The organism is Streptococcus sp. 27098_8_23, from assembly GCF_041432195.1.
Classification (GTDB): Bacteria; Bacillota; Bacilli; order Lactobacillales; family Streptococcaceae; genus Streptococcus.
In genome coordinates this window covers 110,350-133,827 of the sequence record NZ_JAPVZF010000001.1, presented here as the reverse complement: position 1 = coordinate 133,827, position 23,478 = coordinate 110,350, and the positions used below count along the sequence as shown (strand labels likewise).

24 protein-coding genes are annotated in these 23,478 nt (G+C 40.4%); 4 read left to right on the top strand and 20 right to left on the bottom strand.

What is annotated here, in order from left to right:
• Positions 1-126: 126 nt before the first annotated feature.
• The 19 genes from O3652_RS00665 to O3652_RS00575 all read right to left on the bottom strand — a co-directional run bounded on the left by O3652_RS00665 (position 127) and on the right by O3652_RS00575 (position 18,330).
• Entirely contained in the window at positions 127-942 is an 816-nt protein-coding gene (locus O3652_RS00665; protein ID WP_371589975.1) for an endonuclease/exonuclease/phosphatase family protein, read from the bottom strand.
• A gap of 51 nt (positions 943-993) precedes the next feature.
• Entirely contained in the window at positions 994-3,180 is a 2,187-nt protein-coding gene (locus tag O3652_RS00660) for a PTS transporter subunit IIBC (protein WP_371589974.1), read from the bottom strand.
• A 219-nt stretch (positions 3,181-3,399) separates the two neighbouring features.
• A complete protein-coding gene (gene ftsX, locus O3652_RS00655; RefSeq protein ID WP_371589973.1) occupies positions 3,400-4,326 on the bottom strand; it encodes a permease-like cell division protein FtsX in 927 nt (308 codons plus the stop codon).
• Positions 4,319-5,011, bottom strand: a complete 693-nt coding sequence (gene ftsE / locus O3652_RS00650) for a cell division ATP-binding protein FtsE (protein ID WP_000022272.1) — start codon at positions 5,009-5,011, stop codon at positions 4,319-4,321. Before ftsE ends, ftsX begins: the two co-directional genes overlap by 8 nt.
• Positions 5,012-5,028: 17 nt before the next feature.
• Positions 5,029-6,124, bottom strand: a protein-coding gene (gene prfB, locus O3652_RS00645) for a peptide chain release factor 2 (RefSeq protein WP_096753628.1) whose coding sequence is annotated in 2 segments (ribosomal slippage) — positions 5,029-6,051 and positions 6,053-6,124 — 1,095 coding nt in all. Because the reading frame shifts where the segments join, the coding sequence is not laid out codon by codon here.
• A 110-nt stretch (positions 6,125-6,234) separates the two neighbouring features.
• On the bottom strand, positions 6,235-6,891 hold the full coding sequence (locus tag O3652_RS00640; protein WP_254725145.1) for a CBS domain-containing protein: 657 nt from the start codon (positions 6,889-6,891) through the stop codon (positions 6,235-6,237).
• A 151-nt stretch (positions 6,892-7,042) separates the two neighbouring features.
• On the bottom strand, positions 7,043-8,470 hold the full coding sequence (locus O3652_RS00635; protein WP_084936951.1) for a cytosine permease: 1,428 nt from the start codon (positions 8,468-8,470) through the stop codon (positions 7,043-7,045).
• A 1-nt stretch (position 8,471) separates the two neighbouring features.
• Entirely contained in the window at positions 8,472-8,657 is a 186-nt protein-coding gene (locus O3652_RS00630) for a hypothetical protein (RefSeq protein ID WP_001260989.1), read from the bottom strand.
• 1 nt (position 8,658) lies between these two features.
• A complete protein-coding gene (locus O3652_RS00625; RefSeq protein WP_371589972.1) occupies positions 8,659-10,437 on the bottom strand; it encodes a phosphotransferase in 1,779 nt (592 codons plus the stop codon).
• 350 nt (positions 10,438-10,787) lie between these two features.
• The gene (locus O3652_RS00620) at positions 10,788-11,498 is read right to left on the bottom strand and encodes an ABC transporter ATP-binding protein (RefSeq protein ID WP_000062207.1); all 711 of its coding nucleotides are present in this window, start codon (positions 11,496-11,498) and stop codon (positions 10,788-10,790) included.
• Positions 11,498-12,262, bottom strand: coding sequence for an ABC transporter ATP-binding protein (locus tag O3652_RS00615; protein WP_001186014.1), 765 nt, complete (start codon positions 12,260-12,262; stop codon positions 11,498-11,500). Before O3652_RS00615 ends, O3652_RS00620 begins: the two co-directional genes overlap by 1 nt.
• Positions 12,262-13,218 (bottom strand): branched-chain amino acid ABC transporter permease, encoded by a 957-nt coding sequence (locus O3652_RS00610; RefSeq protein WP_000856256.1) that lies wholly within the window; start codon positions 13,216-13,218, stop codon positions 12,262-12,264. The genes O3652_RS00615 and O3652_RS00610 overlap by 1 nt, the downstream gene beginning before the upstream one ends.
• 3 nt (positions 13,219-13,221) lie before the next feature.
• On the bottom strand, positions 13,222-14,091 hold the full coding sequence (locus tag O3652_RS00605; RefSeq protein ID WP_000941413.1) for a branched-chain amino acid ABC transporter permease: 870 nt from the start codon (positions 14,089-14,091) through the stop codon (positions 13,222-13,224).
• A 119-nt stretch (positions 14,092-14,210) separates the two neighbouring features.
• Positions 14,211-15,371, bottom strand: coding sequence for an ABC transporter substrate-binding protein (locus O3652_RS00600; protein WP_000726128.1), 1,161 nt, complete (start codon positions 15,369-15,371; stop codon positions 14,211-14,213).
• A gap of 87 nt (positions 15,372-15,458) precedes the next feature.
• Positions 15,459-15,728, bottom strand: coding sequence for a YlbG family protein (locus O3652_RS00595; protein WP_042902526.1), 270 nt, complete (start codon positions 15,726-15,728; stop codon positions 15,459-15,461).
• Positions 15,729-15,806: 78 nt separating this feature from the next.
• Positions 15,807-16,397 carry an ATP-dependent Clp protease proteolytic subunit ClpP gene (gene clpP / locus O3652_RS00590; RefSeq protein ID WP_000613466.1) on the bottom strand — a complete coding sequence of 197 codons (591 nt, stop codon included), beginning with the start codon at positions 16,395-16,397 and terminating at the stop codon, positions 15,807-15,809.
• Between the two features lie 171 nt (positions 16,398-16,568).
• Complete coding sequence (upp, locus tag O3652_RS00585; protein ID WP_000515974.1) at positions 16,569-17,198, bottom strand: uracil phosphoribosyltransferase; 630 nt, start codon at positions 17,196-17,198, stop codon at positions 16,569-16,571.
• Between the two features lie 88 nt (positions 17,199-17,286).
• Positions 17,287-17,754 carry a cytidine/deoxycytidylate deaminase family protein gene (locus O3652_RS00580; protein WP_000136994.1) on the bottom strand — a complete coding sequence of 156 codons (468 nt, stop codon included), beginning with the start codon at positions 17,752-17,754 and terminating at the stop codon, positions 17,287-17,289.
• A gap of 18 nt (positions 17,755-17,772) precedes the next feature.
• Positions 17,773-18,330, bottom strand: coding sequence for a TetR/AcrR family transcriptional regulator (locus O3652_RS00575; RefSeq protein WP_000003897.1), 558 nt, complete (start codon positions 18,328-18,330; stop codon positions 17,773-17,775).
• A gap of 124 nt (positions 18,331-18,454) precedes the next feature.
• Between O3652_RS00575 and O3652_RS00570 the strand changes: the two genes are divergently transcribed.
• Genes O3652_RS00570 through O3652_RS00560 form a run of 3 tightly spaced genes read left to right on the top strand, consistent with a single transcriptional unit; the run spans position 18,455 to position 21,074 of the window.
• Complete coding sequence (locus O3652_RS00570) at positions 18,455-19,300, top strand: DegV family protein (protein WP_125413364.1); 846 nt, start codon at positions 18,455-18,457, stop codon at positions 19,298-19,300.
• Between the two features lie 57 nt (positions 19,301-19,357).
• Complete coding sequence (locus O3652_RS00565) at positions 19,358-20,539, top strand: NAD(P)/FAD-dependent oxidoreductase (RefSeq protein WP_125413363.1); 1,182 nt, start codon at positions 19,358-19,360, stop codon at positions 20,537-20,539.
• Positions 20,540-20,552: 13 nt separating this feature from the next.
• Positions 20,553-21,074, top strand: a complete 522-nt coding sequence (locus O3652_RS00560) for a DUF1697 domain-containing protein (protein ID WP_125413362.1) — start codon at positions 20,553-20,555, stop codon at positions 21,072-21,074.
• A gap of 44 nt (positions 21,075-21,118) precedes the next feature.
• On the opposite strand, the gene O3652_RS00555 is transcribed toward O3652_RS00560, so the two are convergent.
• On the bottom strand, positions 21,119-21,859 hold the full coding sequence (locus O3652_RS00555; protein WP_125413361.1) for a MerR family transcriptional regulator: 741 nt from the start codon (positions 21,857-21,859) through the stop codon (positions 21,119-21,121).
• 252 nt (positions 21,860-22,111) lie between these two features.
• Between O3652_RS00555 and O3652_RS00550 the strand changes: the two genes are divergently transcribed.
• Entirely contained in the window at positions 22,112-23,452 is a 1,341-nt protein-coding gene (locus O3652_RS00550) for a sodium-dependent transporter (protein ID WP_125413360.1), read from the top strand.
• Positions 23,453-23,478 lie beyond the last annotated feature (26 nt).

Here is a 23,478-nt window from a genome sequence, read left to right as displayed (position 1 = left end):
CCTCGATTCTATCCTTTCAATTATACCATATTTTGTCCTATTGCAGTAGCCCCATTTGAGTCTCAGTCCTGTAGTAAAGATTCAAGTAGCTTAAAAGGTTGGAATCTCTGATTCCAACCTCTTTCATTATTTCCAGGTCAATACAGCATTCAAACCATAGTGATCACTGACTTGTGGACTATTTTGACCATCAAAAACTACTTGTAAACTCTCTACTTCTAACTCTTTGGTCGTAAAGACGTAGTCGATTCGTAGCGGTTCAGTATTGCCTTTCCAACCATCAATTTCTGGTGGAACAGTATAGCTACCACTTCTTTCTTTTGCAACTTCAAACGCGTCTTGTAATCCTAATGGGCTAGCTAAAATCGCTTGATAGCCTTCCTGACCAGCCGGGTTATTAAAATCACCCGCTAAAATTAGAGGTTTCTTCAACTCTTTTAGTACAGCCTCAAATCGTGCCCATTCTTCTTGGAAACCTTTATCCCACCAAGAGAGATGAACGCTTGCAAGAGCAAGTTCCTTGCCTTCAACCTCTGTCTCAGCCAAGGCAACGCGACGAGTATGGTAGTCCGTTGGATCATCTACATCTGATACTAAAATCTCACGCGACTTAATAGGTGTTTTGGATAAGATAGCTACACCTTCATGGTAGCGGTCATAGCCGATATGATTGTAGGCCCAAGTCCAGTAGTAGTTTTTCCCTTTCTCAGCCAATTTTTCGACTAGGAGTCGGACATAGTGATCCTGATGAATGGGTTCTGCTGATGGTAAAGCTTGATAGTGATTGTTAACCTCTCCCTCAGGCGAAGTCATTTCTTGATTGATTTCTTGGAAACAAATCAAATCATAATCCTTATCAAGAATGTCTTGGAGTAAGATTTGGAATTTTTCCTCTGCTTCCTTCTCCATCCAACTGTGGGTATTGAGTGTTAGAAATTTCATGCTTTTCTCCTAAAACAAGAGGTTGGAAAACAGCTTCCAACCCCAAGTATATTACAATTCTACTTTAGCAACTGCTGTTTTAGCTGCAAGAGAACCTGTTTGTTCTAATTTAACTGATTTGAGGACATCACCATTTGTGAAGACAACCACTGTTGATGTTTTACGTCCTGCTTCTCGAATAGCATCCAAGTCAGCTGTGACAAGAAGATCACCAGCAACCACTTTTTGTCCTTCAGAGACATGAACAGTAAATGGTTTTCCTTCAAGACTTACTGTATCCAAACCAATATGAACAAGCACTTCAAGACCTGAGTCAGTGACAAGACCAAGAGCGTGTTTTGTTGGGAAGATACTTGATACAGTACCAGTAACTGGAGATACAATGTTACCATTTGCTGGCTCTACTGCAAATCCATCACCCATCATTTTTTGAGCAAAAACTGGATCTTCCACTTGTTCTAAAGCAACAACTTGACCGTCAGCTACTGAGTAAACTTCTTCAGTTACACCTTTGTAGTGTACAGTATTTTGTTGAGTTTCTGTCATTTGGCTTGGAAGAGTTTCAGGAATTACTTCACCTGAGTCAAGGATATCTTGGATATCAGATTTCAATACGTCAGCTTTTGGTCCGTAGATAGCTTGGACACCTTGTCCTTTCATGACAAGACCCATAGCTCCTTCTGCTTTCCATTGTTCCTCAGTACCAACGCGATCTGCGTCTTTAACAGTTACACGAAGACGAGTCATACATGCATCCACATCTACGATATTTGCACGACCACCAAGAAGGTTAATGATGTTTACGGCTTGAGAAGCTGCTGCAACTTTTGGAGTTCCAGGAGCTGCTTCTTCTGATGTTCCTTCAGCTGTTTCGTAGTTTCCGTTACGTCCTGGAGTTGCGTAGTTGAATTTCTTGATCATGAAGTTGGCAATGAAGTACATGATAACCGCAAAGAGAACAGTTACCCAGATAAAGTTAACGATATCCATACCAATACCAGCATTAATTGCCAATGGTGTACGAGTCAAGAATTCAATTGAACCGAATGAGTGGACACGAAGGTGAACAATATCTGCCATAGCAAAGGCAGCACCTTGAACTACTGAATAAACAAGGTAAAGCGGTGTTGCGATGAACATGAACATATACTCGATAGGTTCAGTAACCCCTGTCAAGAATGTTGCAAGGGCTGTCGCAATCATCATACCCTTGTATTGGTGTTTCTTGTCAGCATCAACATTGCGGTAGATAGCAACGATGACACCCATCAAGATACCAAATGAACCGATCATTTGTCCAACTTTGAAACGAGCTGGAGTGACTGTTGTAAGAAGGTGTTGGTATTGGTCAGCATTTGAACCTTTAAGGTTAACAAGGTCAGTTACCCATGCAAGCCAAAGTGGATCTTGACCAAATACTTGTGTTCCTTTTGCAGCACCAGTTAACACTTCGTATGTTCCACCAAGAGCTGTATAGTTCATTGGGATAGTCAACATGTGGTGAAGACCGAATGGCAAGAGCAAACGTTCCAAAGTACCATACAAGAATGGTGCAAGAACTGGAGCAGTTTCTTGTGAGTTGGCAATCCAAATACCAAAGTTGTTGATACCTGTTTGAACTACTGGCCAAAAGGCAGCAAGTACAATTGCAGCAATAGTTGAACGAAGAATAACGACGAATGGTACGAAACGTTTACCATTGAAGAATGAAAGGGCATCAGGAAGTTTACGGAAGTTGTAGTATTTGTTATAAGCTGTTGCCCCAACAAAACCAGAGATAATCCCTACGAAAACCCCCATGTTAAGCGCTGGTGCCTCAAGAACGCTGATAAAGTAGTCAGCAACCTTGATTGAACCACCAAAGAAAGTAGTAACCATTGCTTCAGGGTTTTTCAACATATCACCTGTAACACCGAAGATAGTACCTGTGATACGGTTAATCAAGATAAAGGCAAGTCCGGCTGCAAATGCACCACCTGCACGTTCTTTTGCCCAGCTTCCCCCAATAGCAAGGGCAAACAAGATATGAAGGTTACCGATAACCCCCCAACCAATTTGCTCAAGGATTCCACCTGTAATCACTAGAGGAGCAAGGTTTGGGTCGATCATCACGATTGATTTACCGATTGAGATCATCAATCCCGCCGCTGGCATAACGGCGATAACCACCATTAAAGCCTTACCGAATTTTTGCCAAAATTCGAAAGACAAGACATTTTTGAATGTAGCTTTCATCATTCAAATCTCCTTTATTTTATTTAGGCAAACGTTTTACGAAAACGTTTGCATTTGGTTATGTATTAATTATACCACTTTTATTTTTTTTGTAAAGGCTTTTATAAAAAAATTGTCTATTTTTTTTAATTTTTAGAAAGGAAAAAGAGAAGTTTACGAAAACTTCTCTTTTAAATATGTATTATTTTTCTGATTTGTACTGCAATTTGCATTTAAATCCAACTAGATCTTCAAGAATCGACGCATCGAAATCCCTGAACCAATTGAACCAATGAAAATTCCGATTATAAATAATAGGACTGTCATCAGAGGGATAAACACATCTGGTGTAATCATTGACAAGTTTTGACCTACCAAGGATTTATTGACCGATTGATAGACCATATTATAAATAAAGAATACAAGGACTGAAGGAATTGCTGCACCAAGCAAGCCAATAAAAGCACCTTCTAGCAAGAATGGACCACGGATATAGCCATTTTTCGCTCCTACAAGACGCATGATCTGAATCTCACGACTACGTGAAATAATAGTGATACGAATGGTATTGGAAATGAGGAAGACTGCGATAAAAATTAAGAGCCCTGCAATAACCAATCCCCAAACACGGATAAAGGAAGCTAGTTCAAAAAGTCGTTGAGTGTTGGCTCCACCATCTTGAACCTCTGATACTCCCTCAATTTTCTTAGCTTCTTCAGCTACCGTTTTAACATCACTCGGAGAATTTGTATCAACGATATAAGCATCATAGAGAGGGTTTGCATCCCCTTCAAAGACCTTCCAATCGTCACCCATTGTTTCCGTCAGTTTTTCGTACTGTTCTTCTTTACTTGAGAAGGTAACACTCTTAACAGCAGGTATAGCTTTCAAAGCATCATAGACCTTGTGGTAGTCATTGTTGGTAACTGTCTGACCTTCTTTTACAATCGTCTCACTGTTATCAGCTACATCTTTACGAATGTATACCATGACCCGAACGTTGTTTTCAATATCGGTAGCCAGTTTCGCTGTATTAAAAATTACAGATGCAAACAGGGCAACGAGTGTTAAGGTAATCATAACCGAACTTACTGCTGCTACTGTCATCCAGCCATTTCGTTTTAAACTTTTTAATGATTCAAATAAATGGCGAAAAAATCTACTAATCATCGTATCCATATTCTCCTTTAGCTTCGTCACGAACGACACGGCCATTTTCAATGGCAATGACACGGTGGCGCAAGGTATTTACAATCTGGCTATTGTGAGTCGCCATCAAAACAGTAGTACCTTGGAGATTGATGCGTTCCAACAGATTCATAATTTCCCATGAATTATCTGGGTCCAAGTTTCCTGTTGGCTCATCGGCAATCAATACTTTAGGATTGTTGACAATCGCACGAGCAATCGCAATCCGTTGCTGCTCTCCACCTGAGAGTTCATTAGGGAAAGAGCGAACCTTATGTTTCAAACCAACCAGGTCCAATACTTCCATAACACGTTTTTTGATATTGCGACGGCTCTCACCGATTACTTCCATTGCATAGGCAATATTCTCATAAACGGTCTTCTTAGGCAAAAGTTTGTAATCCTGAAAGACTACCCCGACACTACGACGTAGTAGTGGGACATCTTTCTTCTTAATTTTAACTAAATTAAAGCCTGCAACTGATAGGCTTCCTTTTTCGATCTTTACTTCTCGGTATAAAGCTCGAATAAAGGTTGACTTCCCTGCCCCAGAAGGTCCTACAATATAGGCAAACTCTCCTGGTTCAATGGTAACAGATACACCACGCAGGGCAGTCGTTCCATTGTCATACTTTTTGACAACATCTCTCATTTCAATGATTGACATATGAGTTCCTTTCTATCTTAGCTGATTCGCCACTTGAGGTAGGCATCGATAAAACCATCAAGGTCTCCATCCATCACCTTATCTACCTGAGCAACTTCAAAGCTTGTACGGTGATCTTTTACCATAGTATAAGGCGTGAAAACATATGAACGGATTTGACTTCCCCAAGTGATTTCTTTTTTCTCACCTTTAAGGGAATCAACTTCCGCAGCTTTCTTTTCTTGCTCCATTTGATAGAGCTTAGCCTGCAACATCTTCATGGCACGATCTCTATTTCCATACTGGGTACGATCGACCGTTGATTGGACGACAGTTCCCGTAGGAATGTGTGTCAAACGCACACCTGTTGACACCTTATTGACGTTCTGTCCACCAGCACCACCTGAACGGAAGGTATCCATTTTGATATCATCTTCACGAATCTCCACTTCGATGGTATCATCCAACTCAGGCATAACCTCTACGGATGTAAATGAAGTATGGCGACGTTTGGCAGAGTCAAATGGCGAAATACGGACCAAACGGTGAACACCCATTTCTGATTTAAGTAGGCCGTATGCATTGGGGCCTTCAAAAGACAAGGTCACAGACTTGATACCTGCTTCATCACCAGCCTGGTAATCCAAGACTTCTACTTTAAAGCCTTTGGCATTTCCATAACGAGTATACATACGAAGCAACATATCGCCCCAGTCCTGTGCCTCAGTACCACCAGATCCTGGATGGATTTCTAAGATTGCATTATTATGGTCATAAGGTTCTGACAAGAGAAGGGTCATCTCGTAGCTGGTCATCATCTTATCCAGTTCTGTCAACTGTTCGACCAGTTCATCATGGACTGACTCGTCTTCTGCTAAAAAGTCCAATAAAATCTCAACTTCATCCTGCAACTCTTCCATTTTACGGAAGGTGTTGTAGGTGTTTTTTAATTCATTTAATTCTTGCGACGTTTTTTGGGCCGCGATATTATCGTTCCAAAAATCAGGTTCTGTCATCTTGTTTTCCAAGATGGCAATCTCTTCCTCTAAGCCTTCGAGGTCAAAGAGACCCCCTAAAAGAAGCTAATTTTTCACGATTTGCGTCAATTTTTTGACGAATTTCTGAAATGTCCATAGATACTCCTTTTCATATCGTTTTATTATACCATAATCTCTCATTTCTTTCCATATTTTGCTCTTCACCGCTTTTGATGGCATAAGAAAAGAGGCTCTAAAGCCTCTGGTTTAAAGGACTTTTGCAGAGGTATGAGTGATCTCCTCTACTTGAATTCCTTCTTTTTCAAACTTATCCTTTAATGCAGTCAAATCGATTTTTCCATCAATTTGAACTTCGATGACGACCTTGCCATCCTTACGTGGAATGTTGACAGTATGGGAAATATTTAAATCCTCATCTACAATTAAAGCTACAATTTTCCCCAGTACTCCTACTTCATTTTCTGTAATGAAACGAACACGAATCCCCTCTTCTCCGTATCCAGCGATTTCCAAGAAAGCCTGAAAAACATCGCGATCTGTAATGACGCCGTAGACCTGATGATTGTCTACGACTGGTAATATCCCAATTTTATTTTTCAGCATAAGGTAGGTCGCATCTTCTAGACTAGCATAGCCAGAAACCGTCACGACATCTCGAATCATTACATCTTTTACTTTGGTTTTATTCAGAAGATAATTCATCTCATAGATAGAGAGACTGGTTGCTTTAGATGGGCTGGCTTCCGCGATGGTTCCTTCTGTTACCAATCCGACTAATTGATCGTTTTCGATAACAGGTAAACGGTGCAAACCTTGCTCGCGCATCAAATCTGCTGCGTGTGCTACAGTCGTATCTGGACTGATATAAACTACCTTACGGGTCATGAAATCTTTAACTGCCATGAGACTTCTCCTTCTATATTGCTACTTTTATTATACACTTTCTTAGAAAATCTATCAAACGCTTTCATCTCTTTTTCAAGATTTTGAATAATCTGAGAAATTTGCATAAAAGCCAGTGTAAGTTAAAAGGGAACCGAAGTCCCCTTTCTTCTTAAATCGTAATAGTGTCTCGATCTTTTATCATATAACGTTTCAGAGGGCTAAGACTAGCTAGCCAGTATAGTAAACCACCGAATAGCGCAGTAAATCCGCTACCAGTTGTGATTAAAAAGATTGGACTTTGAATTTGTGCAGTGACAGGGTTGTAGACAAATAGTACCGCTACCAATAAGGAGATAAATACGCAAGACAAGCCAACTAAGTTAAATCCTTTAGTAAATTCGTATGCGTCATGCCCTTCAAGGAAATAGGCTGAACGCAAGTCGAGTTTTCGTTTTCTTAAGATAAAATAGTCGACAACAATCATACCAATAATTGGCCCCTGAATATAGGCAGCTAGGGAGATGAAGGATCCGAAATACTCTTCTACTCCTCCCCAGATAGTGAGTAGACTCACGTAAACCATGGCAATCCAAACCATTAGTTTATAGCTTACTTTGGGCATCCCACTTTTGACAATCATACAGTTTACATATGAGCCTGTCCCCTGGGTTCCAATATTGGCAAAGGCTACTAGTAGTAGACTTAAGAGGGCAAAGGCTGGGGTGCTTAGAGTTGATAGCATGGTTGTTGGATCACTTTCGTAAACACCTGTTTTGACAAACATGGCTAGAGCCATGACTCCACCTGTTGCAACGAAAAATGGAGCCACAACTCCGTATGATAAGGCTGTAGCCCAATAACCACTGCGTTCTGTTTTTGCTAAACGCGGTAAAACCAATGCCTGTGTAGACCAAGAGAAAGCAAAGGCAACATTTCCTTCTCCAGAGAGCATGAAGCGTTCTAATGGCGTCAAATCTCCTTGAGTGGCTGGTTGGATATTCATAATATCCGTTATAGGAACGGCGACAAAGCAGATTCCAACGATAATCAGACCGACAATCAATAAGGCGATAACCAAGAAGCGATTAGTCCATTTAATCACTTCCGGGCCTCCAAGAGCAATGAGAGTCCCAAGAAGAACACAGAGGGTACCAAGAATAGGCGCCCATACTCCCTTGTCCAAACCAAGTCCAAAATTGTTTGCCAAATGGATCATGGAACTGGCAAAAAGATTGGCCGCAACAGCATACCATCCAAAGTTAGCCAAGCTAATAATGGTTGATAACAGAGCTACACCTCTTTTTCCTAGAACAGCTCTCAGCCAAATCCACAAATCAATTCCATACTTCACCGCAAACAAAATAGGGAGACATTCAATAAAGACCCAGATAATGTTAAAGCTAAAAATATTTATCAACATTTGATTAAAGGTCAAATATTGAGCTACATAGGCTCCTTGGGTATAACACCAAGTAGCAATGGCAAAACCACTTGTCGATAGAAAGAGATCCCAGAAAGAATACTGACGATCCTTATTGGTCATGGGAACAATTCCGGTTATGGTTTCTTGTTGGATATAGTCATTCATTTTAGACATGTTATTGAATTCCTCCCGTCATTGCTAAGATAATCAAAATAAGGTTGATTAGGACTATGGAGATGATTAAAATGAAATCACTTTTTAGGAAGGGTTGAACAAACTCGTAGTTTGGCGACTCCATTTCTTCCAATCTTCTCTTTGTTTCAGTTGCTACTAATTCTTCAATCTCAGATGTCGTTCTCATCTTAGTTTTCCTCCAAATACAAATCAAGAGCCAGTTGTCCATATTGTTTGGTATAGCGATACCAGATGTAGAGAAACTCACCGACTGGTTTTCCGACACTCTCCTGGAACAAAGCCCACAAGAACCAATAATATGAGGTCACTGCTACATAAGCCAAGTAGTGACGTTTGGTTTTCTTATCTGGTACTTTTTGTAGATACAATTCCAGTACTTTTTCAGCATCCTCTACGGTATAATTGGAACACGCAATGAAGGTCCCCAAATCTCCTGCTGGCTCTCCCATTCCAGAATATTCCCAATCAATCAAGCTCATTTCGCCTACTTCATTCAACAAAAAATTAGGACTATAGGAATCTCCATGACAAAGAACAACCTGTTTCGGATCATTCTGTAAATAATTTTTGAGAATTGAAACGGTTTTATCCAGTTCCTCGAGGCCATCAAATTCAAATCGATTTCTAGCCTTCAATTTTTCTCTAAAATCATCAATTCCCTCAAATTGGTCAAAGGAATGTTCCGTTTTTTCTCCAGATTGGTGTAACCGTCTCAAGAGATCCATTGCTTGTGCCACATCATCCCAATTATCATAATCCAGTTGCCTAGCATTGGGAATAAATTCTGAAATTTTCCAGCCCTCATCCTTGTTCATAGCTACGAAGGTACGGTCAATCTTTAATTTTGCAGCAATTTCCATAGAAGCTGCTTCACTAGCTCGGTCGATATAATTTTCCGTTCCTCTGCCCGGATGACGGTAAACATATCTTTTTCCTAGACAGTCAAATGAAAATGATGTGTTGGTTAACCCATCTTTTAGAGGTTTGATATTGACAATATCTGAAGCCACACACTTTAATGTCTTACAGATATTATCGATAATAGCTGAGTCTGCATTTACCAAATAACGTTCATCAAATTGACGTAGTTCATCTAGTGAATCAAATTCTTTAACAATATCCGCTGAATAGTGGCGGGCTTCTAAAAGGAGTTCCTTGACATGCCGACTATAGTAATCCTCCCAAAGCTGTTCACGATAAGGTTCGTGTTTAAACTCGGTTTCTAAAATTTCCTTGAATTTCTCACTAAATGCACGGTCGAAATAAACGTGTCCCACCATGGCCCAAGTATTTTCTCCACCAATCTGGATATCAATGATGGTGTGATTCGAATCCTCTATAGCACAATATTCATCCGTTTGACCTTCTGCAAATATCGTCGAGTAGTAACCCCTATAAATATATTGCTCAAAAGGATTTTCTACAAAATAATTATCCGATGAACAAATATAAGTGTTGGAAAGTTGATTTTTAACCAACATAAGAGACGAACAGTTATTATATTTGTAGTAATCATTATTTACTACAATTTTTACACCAAACTTCTCTGCAAGATAGAACATTTTTTCTTGAAGATAGCCTACAATAACGGTTATATCTTCTATTCCTGCTTCTTGCAGCTGTCTGATTTCCCTCTCTATCAAGCGTTCACCCTTGACTTGAAGCAATCCTTTGGGAATCTCATAAGACAAAGGAGCAAAACGGCTACTCATGCCAGCAGCCATTATAATGGCATTTTTTACTCGATAGGGTTCTAAAACTTTTTGGCCTAGTTCAGTTAAGTGAAGTTCCTCATCAATCCACTTCTCTTCTTTCAGTTTTTTCAATAATGTGTTGATTGTTCCTAAAGATAGGTCTAACTCTTCAGCTAACTGTCGCTGAGTAAATGTCTTTTCTTTATATATCAACATAAAACGCAAAAGTTTAAATTGTTTTTCTGTTAGCATTTCTCAGTCCTCCTGTTCAATTTTTTCTTACTCATATTATAATATGAACAAAAATGACTGTCAATTCAAATAGGGAAACAATGAGTAAAAATTAAGGCCTTCTTCTCTTTCCTCAAAAACATATAAATAAAAGAGCTCCTTATTCTGGAGCCCTGAAATATTTTATATTTTTGATAAGTAGTCGTATTAGGTGTCGCTTGGCTGCAATCCTTATCTGCCGACTAAAACAATCCACTGGAACTGATGATTGCTACGCAATCTCTATCCGCCAACTAAAAAGGTCCCCCGGACTATAGAGAGATTGCGTTCGCAATCTCCATCCACAACCTAAACTAGTCTCCCAGACTAGTTTAGCCACCTAGATATGCTTTTCTGACTTCATCTGATGCTGCGAGTTCTTTTCCTGTTCCTGATAGGACGATCTTTCCTGTTTCAAGTACATAGCCACGGTCAGAGATAGCAAGGGCCTTGTTAGCGTTCTGTTCAATTAGGAGAACCGTTGTTCCTTGCTTCTGAATATCTTGAATGATATCGAAAATTTCTTGGATAAAGATCGGGGCAAGTCCCATTGACGGCTCATCCAAGAGAAGGAGCTTAGGTGTAGACATGAGAGCGCGTCCCATAGCAAGCATCTGCTGTTCACCACCTGAAAGAGTTGCCGCATCTTGGTTTTTACGTTCTTCCAAACGAGGGAAACGTGAAAAGACTTTTTTCAAGTTGGCTTGATTTTCTTCACGATTTTTCTTTAAAAAGGCTCCCATTTCCAAGTTTTCCATAACAGTCAAACCTGGGAAAACATGGCGTCCCTCAGGGACTTGTGAAAGACCACCTGCCACGATTTTTTGTGCAGGCAACTTTTGAATCTCTTTTCCCAAAAACTGAATTTTACCAGCACTTGGACGAACCAAACCTGAAAGGGTACGAAGAATGGTTGTTTTACCAGCACCATTAGCACCAATCAAGGAAACAACTTCACCTTCATTAACCTCGAAACTTACATCACGAACTGCTTGGATCATACCGTAATGCACAGAGAGGTTTTCAACTTTTAACATAGACATTAGGCTTCACCTCCTAGATAAGCTTCGATAACGCGTTTGTTGTTCTTGATCTCATCTGGAGTCCCATGAGCAATCAACCGACCATATTCAAGAACATAGATACGCTCAGTGACTTCCATAACCAAATTCATGTCATGTTCGATAAGCATGATGGTAATTTTAAATTCATCTTTGATACGACGGATCAATTCTGTCAATTCAGCTGTTTCTTGAGGATTCATCCCAGCTGCAGGTTCGTCCAAAAAGAGGATTTTAGGTTCAGTTGCTAGAGCACGAACGATTTCTAATCGACGTTGTTGGCCATAGGCCAAATTCTTAGCAAGGGTATCTGCGTCACCATCCAAATCAAAAATCTTCAGCAAGTCCAAAGCTTTGCTTTTTAATTCTTCCTCATTCTTATAAAAAGCTGGTAGGCGTAGGAAGCTCGCAAGGACATGTTGTTTATGATGATTACTAAATGCAATCAAAACATTTTCCAAAACTGTCAAGTCCTTGAACAAACGAATATTTTGGAAAGTACGACTGAGACCAAGTGAAGCAATCTTATAGGGAGTTTTCCCATTTAGGAGGTGACCATCTAGTGTCACAGTACCTTCGCTTGGTTCATAAACACCGGTCAAGAGATTGAAAAGGGTTGTTTTACCAGCACCATTTGGTCCAATCAGACCAACCAATTCTCCCTCGTTCAATTCAAGAGTGACATCTCCAACAGCTGTTAGACCGCCAAAATGTTTGGTTAACTGTTTAACTTCAAGTAATGCCATTAGTTTTGTCCCTCCTTCTTAGATTTTTTAAAGAAACGTGATAGACTCAATTCCCATGTCCCAAGAAGTCCACCTGGTCTGAAAATCATGACCAATACAAGTGCCAAAGCGTAGATGATCATACGCACGCTAGCTACATCTTGAAGGAGCATATTTAAAATTCCTAAAACAATCGCTGAAACGATGGTACCAGTAATCGATCCAAGTCCACCAAATACAACGATAATCAACACGTTGATGGAATTAATAAAGGTGTAGTCTTTTGGTACAACAGATCCGATAAAACCAGCCTGAAGTGAACCAGCAATACTTGCTGTAATGGCTCCAAAGACAAAAGCGATAATCTTGATCTTTGTAGTGTTTACCCCAACGGACTCTGCAGCAATCTCATCCTCACGAACAGATAGAGTAGAGCGTCCAATTGGACTACGTAAGAAGTTAAGGGTTGCAATAGTTGTAATCACTACAAAAAGATAAACCATTTGCCAGTTGGTAAAGTTTGGAATACCCAAGATACCAGCAGCACCGTTGGTCAAACTGCCACCATTAATGATAAAGATACGAATGATTTCTGAAACACCTAGTGTCGCAACAGCCAGGTAGTCACCCTTCAAACGAAGCGTTGGAATCCCAACGAGCAAAGCGACTGCACCAGAAATCAAGGCACCCAAGGCCATTGCTCCAAAGAAGGCACCATAGGTTGGTGATTTTGAACCAATAATCGCTGCTGCATAAGCCCCAATTGCCATAAAACCTGCATGACCAAGTGAGAATTGTCCTGAAAAACCAACGATTAAGTTCAAACCTACTGCAAGGATGATATTAATCCCAATTTGTTCTAAAATTTGGACATGGAATAGATTGAGAACACCAGCAGAAACCAGTACGCTAATCAATCCATAACCCGCTAACAGAAGGAATAACCAGAGAATATTTACTTTAAGATTTGTCTTCATTGTTTACACCTTCTCTTTCACATTCTTACCAAGGATACCCGCAGGTCGAACAATCAGAATCAAAAGCAAAATTCCATACACGATAGCATCACGGAAATCAGACATACCAAAGGCAGTTGCAAAAGTTTCCAACAAGCCAATCACAAATCCCCCTAGAGCTGCACCAGGAATAATCCCGATACCACCCAGTACGGCCGCAACGAATGATTTTAGACCTGGAGTCACACCCATCAAAGGTTCAAGAGAGTTGTAGTAAAGGGCAATGAGGACACCTGCCGCACCAGCAAGAGCTGAACCCAAAGCAAAGGTAAAACTGATTGTACGATTTACATTAATTCCCATCAATTGAGCTGCGTCACTATCAACTGATACCGCACGCATGGCTTTCCCCATTTTTGTTTTTTGGACGATCAATTGTAGTAAAACCATCAAGAGTACAGAAACTGCTAAAATCATTAATTGAACGTTTGTCAAGCTAATTGGTCCCAAGTCAAAGCGGACTGTTTCAATTGCTTGAGGGAAGGCACGAGTATTGGCACCTACTAAATAAACCATTCCGTATTCCAGTAGGAAAGACACTCCGATGGCAGTAATCAATACAGCAATACGTGTAGAATGTCGCAAAGGACGGTAGGCAAGAAACTCAATCACAACACCAAGTAACGCGGTCCCTGCCATTGAAATAATTAAAGCTAAAAAGAAATCCATTTGGAAAGAATTAATCAAAAAGTAACCAATAAAGGCACCCATCATGTAAATATCGCCATGGGCGAAGTTGATGAGTTTGATAATTCCATAAACCATGGTATAACCCAGAGCCAAAAGTGCATAAACACTACCCAGAATTAGACCATTCACAAGTTGTTGGAGCATAGCATTCACTCTTTTCTATCGTTATTTTTTAGAAAATTTCATTATTTTCACAAGTTCATAAACACCGAAACAGGGAGTGAGTCAAAGTCTCATTCCCCATTTCAAGTACTATTCTAATGTTATGGTTTTACAACTTCTGCTTCTTCAACTTTACCATTGTTCATGGTCATCATGTAAGCAGTTTTCACTGTATTGTGGTCAGCATCAAAGCTTGTTTGACCAGTTACACCATCAAAATCTTTGGTTTTAGCAAGGTTGTCCTTGATTTCACCTGAGTTTTTAGCACCTTTTGCAGCATTTGCTACTAGGTAAACTGAGTCATAGGCCAAAGCTGAGAATGTTGAAGGCTCTTCGTTGTATTTAGCGCGGTATGCTTCAAGGAAAGCTTTAGCTTTTGCAGAAACATCAACTGTGGTTGAGAATCCAGAGATGAAGTAAATGTTTGATGCTCTTTCAGCAGTTGCTTGTTGAACAAATTCTTCACCGTTAAATCCATCACCACCAATGATTGGCTTATCAATTCCCATACCACGAGCTTGGTTTACAATTTTACCAGCTTCTGTGTAGTAACCTGGAACTACGATAGCGTCAAACTCTTTGTCTTTCATTTTAGTAAGGGCTGCTTGGAAGTCAGTATCACCTGCTACGAATGTTTCATCTGCTACAATCTCACCCTTGTAGGCTTCGCGGAAAGATTTAGCAATACCTTTTGCATAGTCACTAGCATTGTCAGTATAAAGAACAACCTTCTTAGCATTCAATTTGTTTGTTACATAGTTAGAAATAATCTTCCCTTGGAAGCTATCTTGGAATGTTCCGATAAATAGGTAATCTTGACCTTTAGTCAAACCGTCTTGAGTAGCACTTGGTGAAATCAATGGCACTCCAGCTTTTGTAGCGTTAGCTACAGCTGCAGCAGTTGCACCAGATGTCGCAGGTCCTACAATAGCTGCTACTTTTGATTGGGTAACAAGGTTTGTTGTAACAGAAGCTGCTTCAGCAGTTTCTGACTTGTTGTCTTTGTCTACAACTTCGATTTGTTTTCCATCAATTCCACCTGCAGCGTTGATTTCGTCTACAGCAAGTTGGGCACCTTTTTGTTCAGCTGTACCATAAGCTGCCACAGCACCTGTCTCTTCAAAGTTAAAACCGATTTTAATTGTTTTTTCGTCTACTGGATTTCCAGTTGTGTTTGACGCTCCTGACTTGACCTCTCCACAGGCAGCAAGAAGAGCCACACTAGCAAGAGCCACAAAAGATAGGGCAAATTTTTTCTTCATTTTTAATCTCCTTATAGTTGTTTCAAAAATTGTATGTTAAGAATATACCGAATTATCAGAAAATTGTCAATGTATTTGTTTAACTTTTTAAATGATAACGTTTTCTTCAGTCCGATAGAGATTCCCAACGAAGGGAGTTTCTAGCTCTTGAATATGGCAACGTCTAATTTTCTTGATATATCTTTCCTTACCTAATCTCTCAACTAAGTCATCTAACTCCTCAGTTGGAACATAGAGCTGCAAGTAACGATGTTTTTTGGAATGGTAACAGATATCACCGTATTCCTGAAGTTTTTTTGCATCTCGATTATAGTAGAGATAGATGATTAATCCTGATCGATTTGTTTTTTCAAACATGAGGAATCCTCTTTCTAAGAAATCTTCCCCTATTATACCAAAAAAAGCAAACTCCGTCGAGTTTGCTTTCATGCATTATTAGTTCAAAGAATTGTTAGCCATGATTTCATCAATAAAGCCATATTCAAGTGTTTCTTGGGCACTCATCCAGTAATCACGTTCCGCATCTGCATGAATTTGCTCGACTGATTTACCAGAGTTATCTGCAAGGATTTGCTCCAAAGTCTTACGAGTTTTAAGCAAGTGCTCTGCAGCGATTGCCATATCTGTCTGTTGGGTACCACCACCTGTACCACCCATTGGTTGGTGAATCATGTACTCTGCATTTGGAAGCATGAAACGTTTGCCTTTTGCTCCACTTGATGCGATGACAGTCCCCATGGATGCAGCCATTCCCATAACGATTGTTTGGACATCCGCTTTGATAAAGTTCATGGTATCAACGATTGCCAAACCAGCTGAAACAGATCCTCCAGGTGTGTTGACATAAAGGTAAATATCTTTTGTGCTGTCTTGGGCATCCAAGAAAAGTAATTGTGCGATAACGGAGTTGGCCATGTTGTCTTCAACTGGACCTGTTAGCATGATGATGCGGTCTTTCAGAAGACGAGAGTAAATGTCATAGGAACGTTCTCCACGGCTTGTTTGTTCAATAACTACAGGAATCATTCATTTCTCCTTTTATGTTGATTTTTCTTAGTCTTACGACTCAATACAAAACTATTATATCTTTTTGGTCAAAAAAGGTCAAATTTTTGCTCTATTCTCTAAACAGAAACAAAAACTCAACCTCCTTTCAAGTCAAAAACGAACTTCTAATTTCAGTATTTACTTGCTATCTTATTTGGTACCGAACAAGCGGTCTCCAGCATCTCCAAGACCTGGAACGATATAACCGTGTTCGTTCAAGCGTTCATCCAAGGCTGCTGTAAAAATTTCTACATCTGGGTGAGCTTCTTGAAGAGCTTTCACTCCTTCTGGAGCAGATACTAGGCAGACAAACTTGATATTTGATGCGCCACGTTTTTTAAGGGAGTCAACAGCCAAGATAGCTGAACCACCCGTTGCCAACATTGGATCCACGACAAAGATTTGACGTTGGTCAATATCTTCAGGCAATTTCACCAAGTATTCAACTGGTTGAAGGGTTTCTTCATCACGGTACATACCGATATGACCAACTTTGGCTGCTGGAACCAAGCTCAAGAGGCCATCTACCATCCCGATACCTGCACGCAAGATTGGGACAATCGCCAATTTTTTACCAGCCAATTGTTTTTGAACGGTCTTTGTGATAGGTGTTTCGATTTCAACATCTTCAAGTGGAAGATCACGAAGTACTTCATATCCCATCAACATTGCAATCTCATCTACTAGTTCACGAAAAGCTTTTGTAGAAGTATCTGTACGTCGCAAGATTGACAATTTGTGTTGAATGAGTGGATGATTAATGACTTCAATTTTTCCCATTTTCTGAGTTCCTTCTTTCAATTTATTCTTCTTATTATATCAAAAAACGGTTTAAAAAGCTTTCTAAACCATTTATTTTTATTAATTTTTAAATCAAATCTGCCTCTTGAAGAGCTGTCTGAACAGTCTCTAATGGTAAATGGGTTAACTCGGTGCCTTTTTCTTGATAAAGGTACTGGGCATAGTCATCCATTCGGTACTGGTTGATATAAACCACGCGCTTGCAACCAACTTGAAGCAGTTGTTTGGTGCAGTTCAGACAAGGGAAATGGGTCACATAGGCTGTAAATCCTCTGGGAACCCCTCGCTCAGCCCCTTGGAGAATAGCATTAACCTCGGCGTGAAGGGTTCGAACACAGTGACCTTCAATGACCAGACATTCGTGGTCAATACAGTGCTCCGTTCCTGATACGGAACCATTATAGCCAGTTGAAATGACTTTATTGTCTTTGACTAAGACAGCTCCCACCTTGGCACGTTTGCAGGTCGAACGATTGGCAATCAGTAAAGCCTGGGCTGCAAAGTACTCATCCCAAGCCAGTCTTTTTTCTGTCATAAGTCTTCTCCTTATCCCCTATTTTTTGAAAAATGGCAAGCGTAAATCTGCAATCTTTTCAGCTGGAACCTTCATGCCATCCTTGATCCATTTGAGCAGAACCGATACGATGGCAGAACTCCAAAAGGAATGAAGGTAGCTACTAACGCCTTTTGATTTTCCGTGATATTTTTCTAGAAATTCCTGCATGGCTTGGACAAAAATCTTTTCCAAATGGTAGTCCAGAGCAAGTTGAATAACCTTGGCTTCTTTCTTGGCTGCGCGGAAAAGGTGTACCCAGACTAGATAAAGATCGGTTTTGACATCGTAGTGGCTCAACTGTTCCATAATATTATGGACACTGCGTTTAAAAACACTTTCCAAAATCTCTTCTTTGGAGTCATAGTTACGATAGAAGGCAGCACGAGAGACGCCCGCCCGTTTGACCAGCTCCGAAATACTGATCTTGGCCAAGTCTTTTTTCTCTAGAAGTTGCAAAAGAGCCGTCTCGATTGCTTCTCTGGTTAAAAAATTGGATTCTTGATTTGATTTTCTGAGATTTTCAAGAGATTTTTCAGATATTTTACGTTCAGACATAACAATTTCTTTCTACTTGTGACAACAGAGAGGTGGTACTTTTGTTTCAAGGGCTTTCATGATATAATTGTAAAAAAAGACAGAACCTTTGTCAATGTATAAGTGACAAAGATGGAGAATTTCTATGACTTGGAAGATTGTAGCTGACTCTGGTTGTGATTATCGTCAACTGGCAACTCCTGCTATTGATACGGAATTTGTTAGTGTTCCTTTAACCATTCAAGTAGCTGATCAGGTCTTTATCGATGATGCCAATCTTAACATTGACCACATGATGGAAACAATGTATGCGACTTCTGAGGCTTCAAAATCAGCTTGTCCTAGCCCTGATGATTACTTGCGTGCATTTGAAGGTGCTAAGCATATCTTTGTCGTTACTATCACTGGTACTCTTTCAGGTAGCCATAATAGTGCACAACTCGCTAAGAATATCCACCTTGAAGAACATCCTGACACTCAGATTCATGTGATCGATACATTGTCTGCAGGTGGTGAGGTTGACTTGATTGTCGATAAAATCAATAGCTTGATTGATCAAGGACTTTCTTATGAGGAGATTGTTGAAGCTATCACAGCCTACCAAGAAAAAACCAAGTTGCTCTTTGTCCTCGCTAAGGTCGATAACTTGGTAAAAAATGGTCGTTTGAGCAAACTTATCGGTACAGTTGTTGGTCTTCTCAACATCCGTATGGTCGGAGAGGCGAGTAATACTGGAACCCTAGAACTGCTCCAAAAGGCTCGTGGACCAAAAAAATCCCTTCAAGCAGCCTATGAAGAACTCATCAAGGCTGGCTATGCTGGTGGCCGTATCGTCATGGCTCATCGCAGCAATGAAAAATTCTGTCAGCAATTGTCAGACCGCTTGCTGGAAAACTTCCCACAAGCGGATATCAAAATCATTCCGACGTCTGGTCTCTGCAGTTTCTATGCAGAAGATGGCGGTTTGTTGATGGGATATGAAATTAACTAAGATTATGAGCAACAAGAGATGCCAAGCATCTCTTGTTTTTTGTGGTATAATAGAGCTATGAAACATTTTGATACTATTGTTATCGGTGGTGGGCCTGCAGGCATGATGGCCACAATTTCCAGTAGCTTTTATGGTCAGAAAACTCTTCTCATCGAAAAAAATCGGAAACTTGGGAAAAAATTAGCTGGAACTGGCGGTGGTCGTTGCAATGTGACTAATAACGGAAGCTTAGATGACCTATTAGCTGGCATCCCTGGAAATGGGCGCTTTCTATATAGTGTCTTCTCCCAGTTCGATAACCACGATATCATCAATTTTTTTACGGAAAATGGAGTCAAACTTAAGGTCGAAGACCACGGACGCGTCTTTCCTGCTAGTGACAAGTCTCGGACTATTATCGAAGCCTTGGAAAAGAAAATCACTGAACTAGGTGGTCAAGTTGCTACTCAAACAGAGATTGTTTCTGTTAAAAAGATAGACGACCAGTTTGTCCTCAAGTCCGCAGACCAAAGCTTCACTTGTGATAAACTCATTGTCACAACTGGTGGAAAATCCTATCCTTCCACTGGTTCGACTGGTTTTGGTCATGAGATTGCCCGTCATTTTAAACATACCATTACTGAGCTTGAAGCAGCTGAGAGTCCTTTGTTGACTGATTTTCCACACAAAGCGCTTCAGGGGATTTCACTAGATGATGTGACCTTTAGCTATGGCAAGCATGTCATCACCCACGATTTGCTCTTTACCCACTTTGGTCTATCCGGTCCTGCTGCCCTACGCATGTCCAGCTTTGTCAAGGGTGGCGAAATCCTTTCACTGGATGTCTTGCCTCAACTTTCAGTGGACGACTTAGTAACATTTCTAGAAGAAAATCGAGAAAAATCCTTGAAAAATGCTTTGAAAACTTTACTTCCGGAACGCTTGGCTGAGTTTTTTGTACAAGGATTTCCTGAAAAAGTTAAACAGCTGACTGAAAAAGAACGCGAGCAACTGCTCCAGTCTATCAAGGCTCTCAAAATTCCTGTCACTGGTAAAATGTCATTGGCTAAGTCCTTTGTCACCAAAGGTGGTGTCAGTCTTAAGGAAATCAACCCTAAAACCCTTGAAAGTAAGCTGGTACCTGGTCTCCACTTTGCTGGCGAGGTACTGGATATCAATGCCCACACGGGTGGCTTTAACATCACTTCTGCCCTCTGTACCGGCTGGGTGGCAGGCTCCAATCCAATAAATACCAAATAAGAAAGGAAGTCCTTTGGAACATATTATTTTACTAAGAGGTGTTACTCCTAATGGAAAAAATGCTATCCCGAAAATGTCTTATTTGGTAGATATTTTGACAGAAGCTGGTTTTCAACACGTTCGAACCTATCTTCAAAGCGGGAATATCATTCTTGAAAGCGACTTAGATCTAGAAGAAATACGAAAACGCGTTCATATTCTGATAAAGGAAAAAATTGGGGCCGACTTAAAAATGGTTATCAAGAATAAGAACGATTTTGAAAAGATTGTTCATAAGAATCCATTTAAAGAAGACTATCTTCATGATCGTGTGCATGTAATTCTTTATCAAGGACTTATCCAAAGTCTGCCACTAGAAAATTTGAAAGTTGACTATGGCGAGGAAGAAATCTATATAGGCGATCACTGTCTCTACCTCTATCTCCCTAGAACTGCAAAACAAAAAAAGCTTAATACAAACTATCTTGAAAAATTGTTTGGTGTGGATCTGACCATGCGAAAGTTAAACGTAGTTGAAAAACTATTAACCAAATAGTACTTGAAACCAGAAAAAATCAGCAGAGGTAACTCCGCTGATTTTTATTTTGTCTGTGTCTGAACGTAAGCAGCAATGGCATCTGATGTGTACTGGGCAGTTCCAGGTCCAAACTTGTCAATGTTTTCCTTAAACTCTGGGTTGTAGACGTAACCTTTACCGATATGACCGAATACCTCAATAGAGCAGTCAAATCCATAAGTACGAATGGCTTGCAAGAGTTTGGCTGCTTCTTCTTGGTTTTCGACCGCTGTTGAAGGCAGACCAGCTTGAAGGTTTTGTGCCAAGGCTTGAAAAACTTGGTTGAAGGCGGCTGTGGCCTCTTCTTCGCGACCTTTTTGGCGTTCAAGCGCTTGGCCCATGACTTCCTGTCCATACTTCTCTACCGCTTCTTGGTGGTATTTTTGATTGTCTTGATAGCTAAATCCAGTAAATTTTTCCTCAATAGTCATTTTTCTTTCTCCTTTTTGTTCTTGAATGGTTTTTTGCAAGGTGGAAATCAAGGTATCCAGATGTTGCCTTTCTCGAGTCAAATAGTCCAACTGTCTAGTCAAGTGAGGCAACAAATCTGATCTATCTTCCTTTAATAGCTCTGCTATTTTTTCTAAAGAAAAGCCTAGATATTTGTAATACAGAATAACCTGAAGGCGTTCCAAATCCTCCTGACTGTAGGTTCGATAGCCGTTTTCCGACTTTAAAGGAACCAAAATTCCTATCTTATCGTAGTGGTGCAGGGTCTTGACAGAGACACCTGAAAGCTGCGCAGCTTCTTTTATATGGTACATGATTTCCTCCTTACAATGATAGTATAACCCCTCCCCTTAGGTCAGAGTCAAGCGTTTTTGAGAAAAATTTTTAACTTTTTGAGAAAGGTGTGAAAACTTGAAAATGGATTTCTTGACAGACCTTTGAAAACATGATAGGATAGTCAAGTCTATCAATCAAACAGAAGGCTCATAAAGAGCCATTGAGAGAAGGCTATTTGACAACTCAAGTAGCCTTTTCTTATTTTAAAAAACGAGATTGGAGTTTCAACTATGTCAGAAAAATCGCAATGGGGCTCGAAGCTTGGCTTTATTCTAGCATCTGCTGGCTCAGCCATCGGACTTGGAGCCGTTTGGAAGTTTCCCTACATGACTGCTGCTAATGGCGGTGGAGGCTTTTTACTGGTCTTTCTCATTTCCACTATTTTAATTGGTTTCCCGCTCCTGCTTGCTGAGTTTGCCCTTGGCCGTAGTGCTGGTGTTTCTGCTATCAAAACCTTTGGAAAACTGGGCAAGAATAGCAAATACAATTTTATCGGTTGGATTGGTGCCTTTGCCCTCTTTATCCTCCTCTCCTTTTACAGTGTCATTGGAGGATGGATTTTAGTCTATCTAGGCATTGAGTTTGGAAAATTGTTCCAACTCAGCGGAACGGGTGATTACGCTCAGTTATTTACTTCAATCATTTCAAACCCAGCCATTGCCCTAGGAGCTCAAGCTGTCTTTATCTTATTGAATATCTTTATTGTATCACGTGGGGTTCAAAAAGGAATCGAAAGAGCTTCAAAAGTCATGATGCCCCTGCTCTTTATCATCTTTGTCGTGATTATTGGGCGCTCTCTCAGCTTGCCAAATGCCATGGAAGGCGTTCTCTACTTCCTCAAACCAGACTTCTCAAAACTAACTAGTGCTGGTTTCCTTTATGCTCTAGGACAATCTTTCTTTGCCCTTTCATTAGGGGTCACAGCCATGCTGACCTATGCATCCTACTTGGATAAGAAAACCAATCTGGTCCAGTCAGGGATTTCCATCGTAGCCATGAACATCTCGGTATCCATCATGGCAGGTCTAGCCATTTTCCCAGCCATGTCAGCCTTCAATATCCAGTCTGAAGGGGGACCAAGCCTGCTCTTTATCGTTTTGCCACAACTCTTTGACAAGATGCCTTTTGGAACCATTTTTTACATCCTTTTCCTCTTGCTCTTCCTATTTGCGACGGTCACTTCTTCAGTCGTCATGCTGGAAATCAATGTGGGCAATATCACCAATCAGGACAACAGCAAGCGGGCTAAATGGAGTACCATTTTAGGGATTTTGACCTTTATTTTTGGAATTCCTTCAGCCCTATCTTACGGTGTCATGGCGGAAGTTCACATCTTTGGTAAGACTTTCTTTGATGCTATGGATTTCTTGGTTTCCAATCTCCTCATGCCATTTGGAGCCCTCTGCCTGTCACTTTTTACTGGCTATATCTTTAAAAAGGCCCTTGCCATGGAGGAACTGCATCTTGATGAAAGAGCCTGGAAACAAGGACTTTTCCAAGTCTGGCTCTTCCTTCTTCGTTTTATCATTCCAATCATCATCATTGTGGTTTTTATCGCCCAATTTATGTAATCAAAAAGGACTTGAGTAGTGAACTC

Bases quoted from the DNA above. Each gene is read 5' to 3' on its own strand.
- O3652_RS00600 (WP_000726128.1), bottom strand. From the start codon at position 15,371: ATGAAGAAAAAATTTGCCCTATCTTTTGTGGCTCTTGCTAGTGTGGCT.
- O3652_RS00570 (WP_125413364.1), top strand. From the start codon at position 18,455: ATGACTTGGAAGATTGTAGCTGACTCTGGTTGTGATTATCGTCAACTG.
- clpP (WP_000613466.1), bottom strand. From the start codon at position 16,397: ATGATTCCTGTAGTTATTGAACAAACAAGCCGTGGAGAACGTTCCTAT.
- O3652_RS00630 (WP_001260989.1), bottom strand. From the start codon at position 8,657: ATGAGAACGACATCTGAGATTGAAGAATTAGTAGCAACTGAAACAAAG.
- O3652_RS00620 (WP_000062207.1), bottom strand. From the start codon at position 11,498: ATGTCTATGTTAAAAGTTGAAAACCTCTCTGTGCATTACGGTATGATC.
- O3652_RS00660 (WP_371589974.1), bottom strand. From the start codon at position 3,180: ATGATGAAAGCTACATTCAAAAATGTCTTGTCTTTCGAATTTTGGCAA.
- O3652_RS00635 (WP_084936951.1), bottom strand. From the start codon at position 8,470: ATGTCTAAAATGAATGACTATATCCAACAAGAAACCATAACCGGAATT.
- O3652_RS00555 (WP_125413361.1), bottom strand. From the start codon at position 21,859: ATGTACCATATAAAAGAAGCTGCGCAGCTTTCAGGTGTCTCTGTCAAG.
- O3652_RS00615 (WP_001186014.1), bottom strand. From the start codon at position 12,262: ATGGCATTACTTGAAGTTAAACAGTTAACCAAACATTTTGGCGGTCTA.
- O3652_RS00605 (WP_000941413.1), bottom strand. From the start codon at position 14,091: ATGCTCCAACAACTTGTGAATGGTCTAATTCTGGGTAGTGTTTATGCA.
- ftsE (WP_000022272.1), bottom strand. From the start codon at position 5,011: ATGTCAATCATTGAAATGAGAGATGTTGTCAAAAAGTATGACAATGGA.
- O3652_RS00595 (WP_042902526.1), bottom strand. From the start codon at position 15,728: ATGTTTGAAAAAACAAATCGATCAGGATTAATCATCTATCTCTACTAT.
- O3652_RS00565 (WP_125413363.1), top strand. From the start codon at position 19,358: ATGAAACATTTTGATACTATTGTTATCGGTGGTGGGCCTGCAGGCATG.
- ftsX (WP_371589973.1), bottom strand. From the start codon at position 4,326: ATGATTAGTAGATTTTTTCGCCATTTATTTGAATCATTAAAAAGTTTA.
- O3652_RS00550 (WP_125413360.1), top strand. From the start codon at position 22,112: ATGTCAGAAAAATCGCAATGGGGCTCGAAGCTTGGCTTTATTCTAGCA.
- O3652_RS00665 (WP_371589975.1), bottom strand. From the start codon at position 942: ATGAAATTTCTAACACTCAATACCCACAGTTGGATGGAGAAGGAAGCA.
- O3652_RS00575 (WP_000003897.1), bottom strand. From the start codon at position 18,330: ATGTCTGAACGTAAAATATCTGAAAAATCTCTTGAAAATCTCAGAAAA.
- O3652_RS00640 (WP_254725145.1), bottom strand. From the start codon at position 6,891: ATGGCAGTTAAAGATTTCATGACCCGTAAGGTAGTTTATATCAGTCCA.
- upp (WP_000515974.1), bottom strand. From the start codon at position 17,198: ATGGGAAAAATTGAAGTCATTAATCATCCACTCATTCAACACAAATTG.
- O3652_RS00580 (WP_000136994.1), bottom strand. From the start codon at position 17,754: ATGACAGAAAAAAGACTGGCTTGGGATGAGTACTTTGCAGCCCAGGCT.
- O3652_RS00610 (WP_000856256.1), bottom strand. From the start codon at position 13,218: ATGAAGACAAATCTTAAAGTAAATATTCTCTGGTTATTCCTTCTGTTA.
- O3652_RS00625 (WP_371589972.1), bottom strand. From the start codon at position 10,437: ATGCTAACAGAAAAACAATTTAAACTTTTGCGTTTTATGTTGATATAT.